11 protein-coding genes and 1 pseudogene are annotated in these 14,337 nt (G+C 67.1%); 7 read left to right on the top strand and 5 right to left on the bottom strand.

From position 1 onward, the window contains the following. Window positions 1-11 precede the first annotated feature (11 nt). Entirely contained in the window at window positions 12-3,278 is a 3,267-nt protein-coding gene (locus tag A5696_RS17985; RefSeq protein ID WP_231964375.1) for a LuxR C-terminal-related transcriptional regulator, read from the top strand. Here A5696_RS17985 and A5696_RS17980 read toward each other — a convergent pair. Together A5696_RS17980 and lysA are read right to left on the bottom strand one after the other, a co-directional pair. Further along, window positions 3,275-4,087, bottom strand: coding sequence for a rhomboid-like protein (locus A5696_RS17980; RefSeq protein ID WP_067881892.1), 813 nt, complete (start codon window positions 4,085-4,087; stop codon window positions 3,275-3,277). The two genes, A5696_RS17985 and A5696_RS17980, sit on opposite strands and share 4 nt — an antisense overlap. After that, entirely contained in the window at window positions 4,075-5,448 is a 1,374-nt protein-coding gene (lysA, locus tag A5696_RS17975) for a diaminopimelate decarboxylase (protein WP_067881889.1), read from the bottom strand. The genes A5696_RS17980 and lysA overlap by 13 nt, the downstream gene beginning before the upstream one ends. 188 nt (window positions 5,449-5,636) lie before the next feature. Between lysA and A5696_RS17970 the strand changes: the two genes are divergently transcribed. The 4 genes and pseudogenes from A5696_RS17970 to A5696_RS17960 all read left to right on the top strand — a co-directional run bounded on the left by A5696_RS17970 (window position 5,637) and on the right by A5696_RS17960 (window position 7,666). After that, the gene (locus tag A5696_RS17970) at window positions 5,637-5,873 is read left to right on the top strand and encodes an antitoxin (RefSeq protein WP_067881887.1); all 237 of its coding nucleotides are present in this window, start codon (window positions 5,637-5,639) and stop codon (window positions 5,871-5,873) included. Continuing rightward, window positions 5,866-6,216: a type II toxin-antitoxin system PemK/MazF family toxin gene (locus A5696_RS27215; protein ID WP_082969054.1), complete on the top strand. Its 351-nt coding sequence runs from the start codon at window positions 5,866-5,868 to the stop codon at window positions 6,214-6,216. Before A5696_RS17970 ends, A5696_RS27215 begins: the two co-directional genes overlap by 8 nt. A gap of 107 nt (window positions 6,217-6,323) precedes the next feature. Beyond that, window positions 6,324-6,419: pseudogene (locus tag A5696_RS27720) on the top strand (SDR family mycofactocin-dependent oxidoreductase); the annotation flags it as partial. Between the two features lie 44 nt (window positions 6,420-6,463). After that, window positions 6,464-7,666, top strand: coding sequence for a cytochrome P450 (locus A5696_RS17960; RefSeq protein WP_067881881.1), 1,203 nt, complete (start codon window positions 6,464-6,466; stop codon window positions 7,664-7,666). Here A5696_RS17960 and A5696_RS17955 read toward each other — a convergent pair. Next, entirely contained in the window at window positions 7,663-8,211 is a 549-nt protein-coding gene (locus tag A5696_RS17955; RefSeq protein ID WP_156738473.1) for a TetR/AcrR family transcriptional regulator, read from the bottom strand. The two genes, A5696_RS17960 and A5696_RS17955, sit on opposite strands and share 4 nt — an antisense overlap. Before the next feature lie 156 nt (window positions 8,212-8,367). On the opposite strand from A5696_RS17955, the gene A5696_RS17950 reads away from it, so the two are divergent. Continuing rightward, on the top strand, window positions 8,368-9,072 hold the full coding sequence (locus A5696_RS17950) for an SDR family NAD(P)-dependent oxidoreductase (protein WP_067882015.1): 705 nt from the start codon (window positions 8,368-8,370) through the stop codon (window positions 9,070-9,072). Window positions 9,073-9,210: 138 nt separating this feature from the next. Then, a complete protein-coding gene (locus A5696_RS17945; protein ID WP_067881875.1) occupies window positions 9,211-11,682 on the top strand; it encodes a DUF4118 domain-containing protein in 2,472 nt (823 codons plus the stop codon). Here A5696_RS17945 and kdpC read toward each other — a convergent pair. Together kdpC and kdpB are read right to left on the bottom strand one after the other, a co-directional pair. Then, a complete protein-coding gene (kdpC, locus tag A5696_RS17940; protein WP_369803365.1) occupies window positions 11,642-12,244 on the bottom strand; it encodes a K(+)-transporting ATPase subunit C in 603 nt (200 codons plus the stop codon). The two genes, A5696_RS17945 and kdpC, sit on opposite strands and share 41 nt — an antisense overlap. A gap of 3 nt (window positions 12,245-12,247) precedes the next feature. After that, a complete protein-coding gene (kdpB, locus tag A5696_RS17935; protein WP_067881870.1) occupies window positions 12,248-14,335 on the bottom strand; it encodes a potassium-transporting ATPase subunit KdpB in 2,088 nt (695 codons plus the stop codon). Window positions 14,336-14,337 lie beyond the last annotated feature (2 nt).

Here is a 14,337-nt window from a genome sequence, read left to right as displayed (position 1 = left end):
GCGAGCTTGGCGTGATCGGGCTTTTGCCGACGGGCACGGTGACGCTGCTTCTTGCCGACGTCGAAAACTCCACCGGGCTGTGGGAGACCCAGCCCGAGCCGATGACGGCGGCTTTCGCGCGGTTGGATGAGGCGCTGTCGGATCTGGTGGCCGCCCATGGCGGGGTGCGTCCGGTGGAGCAGGGTGAGGGCGACAGCTTTGTTGTGGCGTTCGCTCGGGCCAGTGATGCCGTGGCGTGTGCGCTGGAGTTGCAGCGGGCGCCGCTGGCCCCGGTGAGCTTGCGCATCGGCGTGCACACCGGTGAGGTGCAACTGCGCGACGAGGGTAATTACATTGGCCCCACCATCAACCGGACCGCGCGGTTGCGCGATCTGGCCCATGGCGGGCAGACGGTGCTGTCGGGTGTGACCGAGGATCTTGTGGCTGACACGCTACCGGCCGATGCTTGGCTGACCGATTTGGGCACCCATGAGCTGCGCGGTGTTGCCCGCCCCGAACGCGTCGTGCAGCTGTGTCATCCCGACATACGCAACGACTTCCCACCCTTGCGCACCCCAAAAAGCGTTGCAATGCACAATGTTCCGACGCAATTCACCAGCTTTGTCGGCCGTGACCAACAGCTGGTCGAAGTGCGAGAATCATTGGCGCGCAACCGGTTGGTCACTCTGACCGGTGCGGGCGGCGTGGGGAAGACACGCCTAGCGGTGCACGTCGCAAATCAGTTGGCCGCCGGCCATGCCGAGGGTGTCTGGTATGTGGACCTGGCTCCGATTACGGATCCCGCCGTCGTGCCGGTCACGGTGGCACGCGCACTGGGTCTGCCTGATCAGCCTGGCCGCTCGACAATGGATACGCTGCTGCGGTTTGTTCATGACCGTCAGCTGCTGGTGGTGTTGGACAACTGCGAGCACCTGCTTGATGCGTGCGCCGAGATGGTCGTCGCGCTCTTGGGTGCGGCGCCGGGGCTGACGCTGCTGGCAACCAGTCGTGAACCGATCGGTGTGCCTGGTGAGGCGACGTGGCGGGTGCCGTCCCTGTCGCTGGGCGATGAGGCCATCGAGTTGTTCACCGACCGGGCCAGGCTGGCTCAGACCGGCTTCGCCGTGACCGACGACAACATCGCTAGCATCGCCGAGATCTGCCAGCGATTGGATGGGATGCCGCTCGCGATCGAGCTGGCGGCGGCGCGGGTGAGAGCGTTGTCGGTGGGCGAGATACTGGACAGCCTGCATGATCGGTTTCGGTTGTTGACCGGCGGTGCGCGTACTGCGGTGCGTCGCCAGCAGACGTTGCGAGCCTCGGTGGACTGGTCGCATGCGCTGCTGACCGAGACCGAACGGATCCTGTTGCGTCGGCTGGCTGTGTTTCTGGGCGGATTTGACCTTGACGCGGCGCAGGGAGTGGCCGGCGCCGATGGGCTGGAGCGTTACCAGGTCCTCGATCAGCTCACCCTGTTGGTCGACAAATCATTAGTCGTCGCCGAAAGCGTAAGGCGCCGAACGCGTTATCGGTTGCTGGAAACCGTGCGCCAGTACGCGCTGGAGAAACTCGGTGAGTCCGGTGAAGCCGACACCGTGCGGTCGCGGCATCGTGATTACTACACGGCGCTGGCGGCGCTGCTCGACGCGCCGGCGCGCGGCACCTATGAGCAACGTCTCGAGCAGGCCGAAACAGAGATCGACAACCTGCGTGCCGCTTTTGGGTGGAGCCGGGAAAACTCCAACGTCGAGCTGGCGTTAGCGCTGGCGTCCTCGCTGCAGCCGCTCTGGCAAGCGCGCGGCCTCGTCCGGGAAGGGCTGGCCTGGTTCGAGGCGGCCTTCACCGATGACAATGCGCCGCACGTCGTAGTGGCGGCAGCCGTGCGGGCGCGAGCGATGGCCGATAAGGCGGTGCTCGCCACCGTTGCGGGCGCTTACAGCAGCCTGGATCAGGCACAGCAGGCTGTGGCTCTCGCACGGGACGCGGACGATCCAGCCCTGCTGGCCCGGGCGCTGACCGCCTGCGGCCTGATCGCCGCATACAACGCCGAGCCGGCGTGGCCGTACTTCGCCGAGGCGGACGGCCTGGCCCGGGCGGCAGGCGATCAGTGGAGGCTCAGCCAGATCCTCGCCTGGCAGGCGCGCGGGGCAGTCACGGTGGGTGACCCGGTTGCGGCGCGCGAGGCCGGTCAAGAGGGACGCGACCTCGCCGGGGCGATCGGTGATCGGTTCGCGTTGCGCCAATGCCGCTGGTGCCTTGGATTGGCACAACTGATGCAGGGTGATTTGACCGGAGCCGTCGCACAATTCGCCGAACTGGTCGCCGAGGCGGAGGGAGCGCACGACGGGATCTATCGGGCGCTAAGCCTTGCGGGCCAGGGCATCGCGCTCGCGTATCAGGGTGATGCCGCCGCGGCCCGAGCCGCGGCGGACGCGGCCATCGAAGGCGCCACCGAGCTGGGTGGCATTGCTACGGGCAACGCCTATTTAGCGTTGTCTGCTGCGGCTCTGGCCGCCGGCGATGCTGCGACGGCGCTGGACGCAATGGAAGTGGTCTGGCATTACCACGATGTTCAGCCGGCGACCAAGGCGGTTGGGCGTGCCGTCGGTGCGCAGGCCGCATTGGCGGGCGGGGATCTGGTTGCGGCACGCCGTGTGGCCAACGAGGCCGTGTCGACGGCGACCGGCTGGTACCTGATGGTGGCGCTGAGCAGACGCGCTCGGGTGGCGATCGCGCAGGGTGAGCCGGATCTGGCCGAGCGCGACGCCTACGACGCGCTCGCAATCGCCGCCAACATGCAAGCGTTTCTTGGCACTTCCGATCTGTTGGAGTGCCTAGCCATGTTGGCGGGCGATCGCGGCAGTCACTGCGAAGGCGCGCGGCTCTTCGGCGCGGCGGAGGCTCTGCGGAAATGTACGGGCGCGGTGCGCTTCAAGGTGTGGGACCCCGGCTACGAGGCTTCGGTGAAGCGGATTCGTGATGCCCTAGGGGAGAAAGACTTTGAATGCGCGTGGGCCGAGGGCACGGCTCTTTCGCCTGAAGAGGCGATCGCTTACGCGCAGCGTGGCCGCGGGGAACGCAAACGCCCGGCCAGCGGTTGGGCCTCGCTCACCCCGGCTGAGCGCGATATCGTCCGCCTGGTCAGCGAGGGACTCGGCAACAACGACATCGCCACCCGGCTGTTCGTCTCGCCGCGGACCGTGCAATCCCACCTGACGCACGTCTACGCCAAACTGGGCCTCACCTCGCGGGTGCAGCTGGCCCAGGAGGCGGCCCGTCAGACCGCAGCGTCGAGCTAGGCCGCTGCCGGCTGGGGCACAAATTCGGGTTGTGACGCGGCGTAGCGCACCTGCGCCAGCTGGCCGGCAAGTAACGCGATGAGCGTCCCCCCCAAACCAGCGACCGTCGTCTCCACCGATGAGCCCGACAGCACGAAATAACCGAAGCCGGCGCCGCCGATCAGCAAAGCGACCCGCACGGGCGTCCACTCGGCCGCCGACGGTAGCCGGAAGGACAAACCGATGCCGAGCAGCAGCGCCAGGACGTGCCCGACGGCGGTGAAGTCCGCCCCCGAGGCCGCCATCAGCGCGATGCCAAGCCACCACCCGACCCAAAGATGGCGCCAGCGCGACGGTATGGACGCCGTCAAGGCGCCCAGCACGCACACCGCGCCGTAACTGACCCCGACGTCGCTCGCCCGCGCAATTGAGAACGGCAGCCATCCCGCCTTGAGCGCGACGACCAGCCCCACCGCGACGAGTAACGTGGCGCCGACATGGCCGACCGCGAACGCGACCACCAAACCTTTGCCCCGCCAGATCAATTCGCCCAGGGCCAGCAAGCAGACCAGCCACGGCAGCCAAAGACAGATCTCCCCGCCGTCCTCGACGAACGCGCTGCCCACCAGCGTGCTCAGGTGGCCGTGCGCGAGATTGTGCAAGTTGGTGCTCATGCGGCTCACCGCAACCTCGCGCGCGTGAGGACCGAGCGCATTCAAGACGACCGAGATCGCGGCCAGCAGGATGGCGTAGGCCGCCGTGATGCGCACCGATGCCGCGCGGGAGAATGCCCGCGCGGCCCAGCTCTCGCCAACGGCTATGGCATACATCGTGATCCGCCTTTATCGGAGTGGCCCGACCAGCCACGGTCTCGGCCCAGGAGGTCGGCGATGGTCTCGCGGCGCACCAGTTCGCGCGCCTTGCCCCCGGTGACGGCGATCAGGGGTGGGCGGCCCACCAGGCTGCAGCTCGATCCCGTCGAGTAGTGATAGGCACCGGTGCACGCCACCGCGAGCAGATCGCCGGGATGGATATCGGCGGGCAGCACGACGTCGCGGGCGATCTCGTCGCCGGACTCGCAGTGCCTACCCACCACCGTGACCGGTGCGGCGGCGCACGGCCCCTGCCGATTGGCCAGTGCCACGGCGTATCTCGCGTCGACGCCCGCGATGCGCGGATTGTCGCTCATGCCGCCGTCCACCGCGACGAAGGTGCGTCCGTCGGGCTGGCGTTTGACCGCGACCACCCGGTAGAGCGTGATCCCGGCGCGGGCCGCGATCGCCCGGCCCGGCTGGAGCACGACGCGCGGGCGGGGGTAACCGTGTTCCGCGCACGCGGAGCTGACCGCGGTGTGGACGACCGCGCCCAGCGATCGCGGGTCGAGTTCGGGGTCGCCGGACCGATACGGGACCGCGTGCCCGCCGCCGAGGTTGAGCTCGCCCAGCACCACCCCGTGGCGGTCACGGACCTCGGCCATCAAGGCCAGCACTTGCCGGATCGCCTCGCCGTACAGCCCGGCGTCGGCCAGCTGCGACCCGAGCTGACAATGCAACCCAACCAGGTCGAGCCACGGCTGACCCAGGACGCGCTTCACCGCGCCGGCCGCCTGGCCGCCCGCCATCGCAAACCCGAATTTCTGGTCGAGCACCCCCGCGCTCAGCGCGCCGGCATCGACGTCGGGAATCACCCGAATCAGCACACGCTGCCGCCGGCGCACCCGCCCGGCGAGCAGCGCGATCTCGTTCGGCGTATTGATCACGATCCGCCCGACCCCGGCGGTGACCGCGTCGTCCAGCTCGCCGGCGGTCTTGGCGTTGCCGTCGAGGATGATCTTCGACGGCGGCACCTCGCCGGTGAGCGCGGTGGCCAGCTCGCCGCCGGAGCAGACGTCCACGCCCGCGCCCTCGTCGGCGGCCCAGCCGGCCACGGCCGCGCTGAGCAGCGCCCGACCGGCGTAGATCACTTCGACGCCCGGAAGCGCCGCGAGATAACCGCGGATGCGCGCCCGGAAGTCATCCTCGTCGACGACGTAGGCAGGGGTACCGAATTCGGCGGCAAGGTCCGTTGCGGCCACCCCGCCGACGCGCAACCGGCCCAGCTCATCCACGAAACTGGTCAGCGGCCAGATCGCCCGGTCGAGGTGCGGATCCACCTCGCGCCGCGGCGATGGAAGCAGCTCGAACAGCGTCATACGTCCACGGTGCAGGGGGAAGCCGCGGTCCGCCGCGTTCTTAACGAAGCTTTCACACCGGCGTGATTAATCTTCACAGATTGAATACGGCCGGCTAATCGTCCGCACTTCTGGCGCACAATCCCGCTTTTCGCCGCTGGGCGGGGCCTCACCTGAAAAATTAATATCTACCGAATAGACTACGGAATATGTCTACACCGACGACTACAATCAGAGTTCCGGTCCACACGCGCGACCTGCTGGCGGCCCAGGCGCGCGCGCGGGGAATCTCTATCGCTGCCCTGCTCGCGGAGCTGGCCGCCCGTGCCGATCACGAAGCGATCTTCCGCGCCGAACGCGACGCCAGCCGCGCCGAGGCGGCGCTGCAAGCTGCACGCGCCGAGAACAGCGATTGGGACGTCACGGTCAGCGACGGTCTTGCCTGAACTCAGACGCGGTGAGCTGTGGCTGGTCGCCCTCGGCGCAGCTCGCCCCGGTGAACCAGGCAAGCACCGGCCCGCCGTCGTCGTCTCCGTCGACGACATACTCGTCGGAATCGACGATGAACTCGTCGTGGTGGTACCGGTGTCGAGTTCTCTTGCCGATAGCCCATTGCGGCCGCGCATCTCGCCTGCCGAAGGCGTGGACGCCGAAAGCGTCGCGGTTTGTCGTGGCGTACGCGCCGTCGCTCGCACGCGGCTGCTGGAGCGACTGGGAACTCTGGAACCCGAAACGATGCAGCAGATCGAGCGCGGCCTCGCATTGATTCTGGGCATCCCCACTGTCTGAAACCACGAACCGCGTCGAGTGCTTGACGAGCTCCGGTCGCTGCTGCTAGACATGGCGTGCGGCAGAAATTGGGCGATCGCCCAAAATTGGCGGAAATCGAGGTCGCTATGGCGGGCCGGATGGACGGCCAGGTCGCGTTCGTGACCGGCGCGGCGCGCGGGCAGGGCAGGAGTCACGCGGTCCGGCCGGCGCAAGAGGTCGCGCTGCCCGTCGACGCCGGCAGCTGCCTGAAGTGAGGAAAGCATCGATGACCGTCACCAGCGACACCGACGTCTACTACGACCCCTACGACACGGGCATCATCGCCGACCCGTACCCGACCTACGCGCGGCTGCGCGAAGAAGCGCCGATCTACTACAACGAAAAGTACGACTTTTGGGCGATATCAAGGTTTTCCGACGTCGAACGCGCTCTGGGCAACTGGGAGGTGTTCTCCAACCGTCGCAGCGACATCCTCGAACTGATCCAGTCGAAGTTCGACATGCCCGGCGGCGTCATGATGTTCCAGGATCCGCCCGAGCACACGAGGCTGCGCGGCCTGATGTCGCGGGTGTTCACGCCGCGCCGGATGGCCGCCCTCGAAGACCAGATCCGCCGGTACTGCGTGCGGTGCCTGGACCCGCTGGCCGGGTCGGCGAGTTTTGACATCATCGCCGAGCTCGCCTCGATGATGCCCATGCGGGTGATCGGGATGCTGCTGGGAATCCCCGAATCGGAACAGGTTTCGGTTCGCGACGCCAATGACGCCAACCTGCGGACCAAGCCAGGTACGCCCATGAAGGTCGCCGACGCCGACTCCATCGCCGACGGCCGCATCTACGCCGACTACGTCGAATGGCGCTCCAAGAACCCGTCGGACGACCTGATGACCACGCTGCTCAACGTCGAGTTCGACGACGAGCAGGGGGTGCGCAGAAAGCTGACGCGCAAGGAGGTGCTGCACTACACCCAGGTGGTCGCGGGCGCCGGCAACGAGACCACCGGCCGGCTGATCGGCTGGCTGGCCAAAGTGCTCGCCGAGCACCCCGACCAGCGCCGTGAGGTCTACCAGGACCGGTCGCTGCTGACCCGGACCGTCGACGAGACGCTGCGGTTCGAACCCACCGGACCCCACGTGGCCCGCTGGATGGCAAAGGATTTCGAGTGCTACGGCCGGACGGTTCCGGCCGGCAGCGCCATGCTGCTGCTGTTTGGCGCCGCCAACCGCGACCACCGCCGCTACACCGATCCGGACACGTTCAACATCCGCCGCGACAACATTTCGCACATCACCTTCGGCAAGGGCGTGCACTACTGCCTCGGGGCGAACCTGGCGCGGCTGGAGGGCCGCGTCGCGCTGGACGAGATGCTCAACCGCTGGCCCGACTGGGACATCGATTACGACACGGCACAATTGGCGTCGACGTCGACCGTCCGCGGCTGGGAGCGCCTGCGGGTCGTGCTGCCTTAGGTCGGGTGCTTGGTCGGCATCTCGAACCGGTCCAGGAACCGCTTGACCAGCGCGACGGCCTCGTCGTGGCCGCCCTTGGTGCCGAGCGTCTGTTCGAGGATCAGGGTGCGCCCGATCGCGGCGATGACCACCGCGATGCCCGCGGGCGGGAATTCGCTTGTGTCGAGGCCGTGTTCACGCACGATGAAATTGAGCGCGGTGATCTGCATCTCGCGCCACCGCTCCTGCCACGCGGAGATCTCGGCCCGAATCTCCTTGCGGTGGTTGGCGAGTCCCATGAACTCCAGCAGCAGCCGGGCGTCCTTGGGTTCGACGAGCGTCTCCCAGAAGGCGTGCAGAGGCCGGTCGGAGGCCAGCGCTTCCCGCTGGCGTTCCAGGTAGGCGGCGGCCCCGCGACGGAAGACGTCCCGATACAGATCGTCCATCGTCGGGAAGTAGTAGTGCACCAACGCCGGTTTGACGCCGGCCTCGGCGGCCACGCGTCGCGATGTGGCCGCGGCGTATCCCTCGTCGACCATGATCCGACTCGTGGCGTCGATCAGCATGTCCCGCGTGGTGGAGTCCCTGGCCATCACCGGACCCTAGATTGGGCGATCGCCAAAAATCAACCGGGCCGCGGCGCGACTTGACCCTCGTCGCGCCAGGGTGATAGGCAAGGTCGAGCCCCCGTGCTGGGCGGTCGCTCAGGAAGGTGCGTGCACGTGAAGACTGCGGTGGTAACCGGCGGTGCGTCCGGGATCGGCCGCGCGATCGTCGAGAGACTGCGCAGCGACGGATTTCGGGTGGCCGTCATCGACCTGTCCGTCACCGAGGACGGCTCGGGGTACGTCGCGGACGTCACCGACCGCGCGCAGGTCGATGCCGCGATGTCGGCGATCCGCGAGGCGTTCGGTCCGATCCTGGTGCTTGTCAACGCCGCCGGCGTGGAGGGCTTCAAGAAATTCTTGGACATGTCCTTCGAGCAATGGTCGAAGGTGATCGACGTCAACCTCAACGGCGTGTTCCACTCCTGCCAGGCAGCGCTGCCCGACATGGTCGAGGCCGGATGGGGGCGCATCGTCAACATCTCGTCGTCCAGCACTCACTCCGGGCAGCCGTTCATGGCCCACTACGTGGCGGCCAAGTCCGCGGTGAACGGCCTGACCAAGTCGCTGGCCCTCGAATACGGGCCGAGCGGGGTCACCGTCAACGCGATTCCGCCGGGATTCATCGATACGCCGATGCTGCGCAGCGCCGAGCGCCGGCAGTTGCTCGGCGGCACCGTCGAAGACCACATCGCGCGCACCCCGGTGCGTCGGGTGGGCAGGCCGGAGGACATCGCCGCGGCGTGCGCGTTCTTCGTGTCCGAGGAGGCCGGCTACATCACCGGCCAGATACTGGGCGTCAACGGCGGCCGCAACACCTGAGCCGACAATGCGCCGACCGGTCCTGGGGTGCCTCGGCACCCACGCTTGCCTCTCGGGATCCTTCGGCGCATCAGCGAATCGGTTTACGCTGATGCGCGTGGACGGCCGCGCCGGCACTGTCGTAGAAATCGGCTGCTGATGGCACGGGGGAAGCTCCGCGTGTACCTGGGAGCTGCTCCGGGGGTCGGCAAGACCTACGAGATGCTGCTCGAGGGCCATCGCCAGTGCCGGCAAGGCGTCGACTGCGTGATCGGGTACATCGAACCGCACGGTAGGCGGGCGACCCAGGCGCTGGTGGAGGGCTTGGAGGTGGTTCCCCGGCGTCAAGTCCGGTATCGGGGCGGGGTGCTTTCGGAGATGGACGTGGACGCGGTTTTGCGCCGCCGTCCACAGCTGGCGCTGATCGACGAACTGGCCCACACCAATGTCCCCGGTTCGCGCAATGCCAAACGCTGGGAGGACGTGAAGGAGCTGCTAGATGCCGGCGTCGACGTGATCACGACGCTCAACATTCAGCACCTCGAGTCGCTGGGCGACGTGGTGACCGACATTACCGGTGTGCGGCAGCGCGAAACGGTGCCCGACGTGGTCGTGCGGGAGGCGGACGAGCTGGAATTGGTGGATCTGTCGACCGAGGCGCTGCGGCGGCGCATGGTTGCCGGGGACATCTATCCGCCGGATCGAATCGATGCGGCTTTGTCGCATTATTTCCGGCCGGGGAATCTGACCGCTCTGCGGGAGCTGGCGTTGCTGTGGATGGCCGGCCGGGTTGATGAGGGCTTGCGCCGTTACCGCAGCGAGCACGGGATCAGCACGGGCTGGGAGGCCCGGGAGCGCATCGTGGTGGGCGTGTCGGGTGGCCCGGAAAGCAAGGCGCTCATACGGCGGGCGGCGCGGCTGGCGGCGCGCACACCGGGCAGCGACCTGATGGCCGTGCACGTGTCGCGTAGCGACGGGCTGCCCGGGGCGGACGCGGCCACCCTGGCCGGCCTGCGAACCTTGGTCGAGGATTTGGACGGCAGTTGGCACCAGGTGGTCGGTGCCGAGGTGAGCAGCGCGCTGGCACAGTTCGCGCAGCACGAGAACGCCACCCAGGTGATCATCGGCGAAAGCCGTCCAAGAACCTGGTGGCGCCTGTTGACCGGGCGCGAGGTGGTGGCCCGTCGGCTGTCTCGGTTGAGCCCGGGCCTTGACGTGCATGTGGTGAGCGATGAGTCGCCGTCACGGTTTGCGGTGCGGCTTCCGCAGCTGCGCGGTGTCAGTGGACGCCGGCGCCTGCAGGCGCTCGTCCTGACAGCGGTATTGATACCGGCCATGACCGTTGTGTTGGCCCTGCTGCGCACCCGGCTGAGCCTGTCCATTGACCTGCTGGTGTATCTGGCGGTGGTCGTCCTGATCGCCGTGGTGGGAGGGTGGTATCCGGCGCTGATCGCCGCGATCATGTCCGCGGTGACGGCCGACTTCTTCCTGACGCGGCCGCTGTATTCCTTGCGAGTCGCGCTCATGGACGACGTTGTGGCACTTGTGGTGTATCTGGCGGTGGCGCTGCTGGTGAGCTGGACCGTGGAAGTCAGTGCCCGGCGACGCCGGCTTGCCGCCCGGTCAAGCGCGGAGGCCGCGGTCCTGACATCGATGGCGGAGGCGCAACTGCGCGGGGAGGGTGAGCTTCCACAGCTGCTGGAGGTGATGCGGGAGACCTTCGGGCTGGAGGGGTTGAGCGTTCTGGAACGCCCGACCACGCAGCCGTCGGCTGCTTGGGTGGTCACCGCCAGCAGTGGCGACCGGCCCCCGGAGGGGATCGAGGAGGCGACGGTGCAGGCCGAGCTGGATCCCTGCTCGATGCTCGCCGGCCGGGGACCGGTGTTGTCGGCGGCCGACATGGAGATCTTCACCGCGTGCGCTGCCCAGATCGCCCAGAACCTGGGCCAGCGCAGGCTCAGCCGACGTGCCGCCGGCGCCGAACGGCAGGCCGAGAGCGAGCGCAGGCGAACGGCGTTGACTGCCGCGGCCGATCGTGCCCTTACGGAGGGGGTCGACTCCGCCAAGCGGGCTGTCGCGGCACTGCGTGCCTTACCGGCTGCCGCCCGGGACGGCGAGCCCATCGACACGCTCGAGAGCGCGGTCGACCGGATCGGGGCACTGGCGAACGAACTGGACGATGTGGCCAGGGCCCGGGCCGGTGCGTTGGATGTGCGCATACGGCAGGTGGATGTCGCCGAGGTGGTGGCCGCCGCGCTCGACGAACTCGGTCCCGGGCATCACGCGGTGAACGTCGTGTTGCCCGACGACTTGCCTAATGTGCTTTCCGACGCCGCGGTGCTGACGCGGGTGGTAACGGCCTTGACCGCCAACGCAATTAGGCTCAGCTCACCGGGTGGCACACCGACGATCGCTGCGACTCCGTGCGGTGATCGGGTCGAAATACGTTTTCAGACAGGCCATTCCGGGCATGGGCCGGCCGATGGTGGCGGTGACCACTTCACCGTCGAGGCGGCGCGCGACCTGCTCGAGGCAGTCGACGGATCGCTCCGCATGGAAACGGGTCCGGACGGCGCCGCAACGGTCGTCGTCAGCGTCCCGGCGGCTGCTGCTGATCGAGCGCAAGGTTGAGTTCGACGACATTCACTACGGTTTCCCCTAGAAAACCCAGCGCGCGGCCGGTGGTGTGGTCGCGCACCAGCGCCGCAACGGTTTCCGGTGACAGACGCCGGGCGGCGGCGACTCGCGATGACTGGAGGTTGGCGTTGGCGACGGAGATGTCGGGATCGAGACCCGATCCGGAGGCGGTCACCGCATCGATCGGCACCGCCGCATCGCCGGGCAACTGGTTGAAGGTGCGGTAGGCAGCGGCTCTGTCGCGGATGGCGCCGAGCAGTCGGGGATCGCTGGGACCGAGATTGCTTGCCCCGCTGGCGGTGCCGTCGTAGCCGTTCCCCGCGGCCGAAGGGCGAGACTGGAAATACTGTGGCAGCGGGTTGCCCCTGGCATCGGTGAAGGATTGGCCGAGCAGGCTGGATCCGACGATTTGGTTGTCACGGCTGATCAGGGAGCCTTCCGCGTGGTGGCGGAAGGCCAGTTGGCCGATGCCGTAGGTGGTGAGCGGGTAGGCCACACCCAGCACCACGCTGGCCAGCAAGGTGAGCACGGCCGCCGGAAACAGCTGGGAACGCAGCATTTAGCGAATTCCTATCGGGGCGACGATGGCGATGTCGATAAGTTTGATGAGCACGAACGGGGTGATCAATCCGCCCACGCCGTAGATCAACACGTTCCGGCGGAGCATGGCGGTGGCGCCCATCGCCTTGATGCGGACACCGCGCAGCGCCAGCGGGATCATCAACACGATGATGATCGCGTTGAAGATGACCGCGGAAAGGATGGCCGTATGCGGGTTGTGCAGGTTGAGAACGTCGATCGCCGCCAACTCCGGATAAACGGCATGGACCATCGCCGGGATCGCGATGAAGTACTTGGCCACGTCGTTGCAGACCGAGAACGTCGTCAGCGAACCACGAGTGATGAGCAGCTGCTTGCCGACCTGGACGATTTCCATGAGTTTGGCCGGGTCGCTGTCCAGGTCGACCAGATTGCCGGCTTCCTTCGCGGCCTGGGTGCCGCTGTTCATGGCCACCCCAACATCGGCCAGCGCCAGAGCCGGTGCGTCGTTGGTGCCGTCGCCGGTCATGGCTACGAGGTCGCCGCCGGCCTGTTCGGTTCGAATCCGGTCCATTTTGTCTTCCGGGGTCGCCTCAGCGATGAACTCGTCGACGCCCGCTTCGTTGGCGATGGCGGCGGCGGTGGCCGGATTGTCGCCGGTCACCATCACGGTGCGGATTCCGAACGGGTGCATGGCGCCCAAGCGCTGCGAAATACCTGGCTTTACAGTGTCTTTGAGATGAACGATGCCCAGCAGGCCATGCTCGTCGGCAACGGCAAGCGGGGTCCCGCCACTGGTGGCGATGCGAGCTACGATCTCGTCCGTATCAGGTGGCACGGTGCCACCGTTGGCGCGGACCCAGTCGCTGACCGCTGCCACTGCACCTTTGCGGATCTTGCGGTCTGGCAAGTCAATTCCGGACATCTTGGTCTTGGCGCTGAAATTGACCAGGCTCGCCCCGGCGATTTCGCGCGGCTGGCAGCCGCACTGTTGTTCAGCGAACTCCACAATCGAACGGCCCTCGGGCGTCTCGTCGGCCAGGGACGATAGGTGCGCGGCTTCGGCCAAGGCGTGTTCTTCGGTGGCGCCGACGGGGACGAACGCCGTGGCCATCCGGTTGCCGAACGTGATGGTGCCCGTCTTATCCAGCAACAGCGTGGTCACGTCGCCGGCGGCCTCCACTGCCCGCCCCGACATCGCCAGCACATTGTGGCGGATCATCCGGTCCATGCCGGCGATGCCGATGGCCGAAATCAATGCCCCGATGGTGGTCGGCGACAGCAGCACAAGCAGGGCAACCAACAACACGATCGGCTGCTTGACTCCCGAGAAGATCGCAACCAACTGGAAGGTGCTGACCGCAACCAGAAAAATGAACGTCAGGCTGACCAGCACCACTGTCAGGGCCAGCTCGTTCTGCGTGCGTTGCCGGTTCGCACCCTCCACCAAAGCGATCATGCGGTCCAGAAAGGTTTGCCCGGGCGGGGATGAGATCGAGACAACGATGCGGTCGGACAGCACCACGGTGCCGCCGGTGACCGCGGAGAGGTCACCGCCCGACTCTCGGACCACCGGGGCCGACTCACCGGTGATGGCTGATTCGTCGACCATCGCCATGCCTTCGATCACCTCGCCGTCGCCTGGGATTGCCTGACCGGCCTCGACCACACAGCGGTCACCGATTTTCAGGTCGGTGGAGGGAATGTCCTTCGTAGTCCCATCCGGCTGCAGGACATAGGCGACGGTTTCCTTCCTGGCCCGGCGCAGCGCGTCGGCGTGTGCCTTTCCGCGGCCCTCGGCCATCGCGTCGGCGAAGTTGCCGAACAGCACGGTGAACCACAAGAACAGCACGACCAGACCGGTGAACAGATTGTCATTGGCACTGGATTTCGGCGCGTCCCGAACGAATAGCAACGTGGTCCAGATGCTGCCGATATAGACGACGAACATCACCGGCTTGTGCACCATCAGCCGCGGATCGAGTTTGAGCAGAGCATCGACGACGGCTCTGCGGACGATCCGTGGATCGACGATTGACAACTCGCGCAATTGCCGGGTTTCGCGACCCAGGTGCCGACCGGGCGGGGCGGCCGTCTGTGTTGTCATGG

This window comes from Mycobacterium sp. E2699 (genome assembly GCF_001666745.1).
Classification (GTDB): domain Bacteria; phylum Actinomycetota; class Actinomycetes; order Mycobacteriales; family Mycobacteriaceae; genus Mycobacterium.
This window is presented reverse-complemented; position numbering and strand designations above follow the sequence as displayed.

Excerpts from the sequence above, each read along its gene's own strand:
- A5696_RS17980 (WP_067881892.1), bottom strand. The coding sequence starts at position 4,087 with ATGTATGCCATAGCCGTTGGCGAGAGCTGGGCCGCGCGGGCATTCTCC.
- lysA (WP_067881889.1), bottom strand. The coding sequence starts at position 5,448 with ATGACGCTGTTCGAGCTGCTTCCATCGCCGCGGCGCGAGGTGGATCCG.
- A5696_RS17970 (WP_067881887.1), top strand. The coding sequence starts at position 5,637 with ATGTCTACACCGACGACTACAATCAGAGTTCCGGTCCACACGCGCGAC.
- A5696_RS17960 (WP_067881881.1), top strand. The coding sequence starts at position 6,464 with ATGACCGTCACCAGCGACACCGACGTCTACTACGACCCCTACGACACG.
- A5696_RS17955 (WP_156738473.1), bottom strand. The coding sequence starts at position 8,211 with ATGCTGATCGACGCCACGAGTCGGATCATGGTCGACGAGGGATACGCC.
- A5696_RS17945 (WP_067881875.1), top strand. The coding sequence starts at position 9,211 with ATGGCACGGGGGAAGCTCCGCGTGTACCTGGGAGCTGCTCCGGGGGTC.
- kdpB (WP_067881870.1), bottom strand. The coding sequence starts at position 14,335 with ATGACAACACAGACGGCCGCCCCGCCCGGTCGGCACCTGGGTCGCGAA.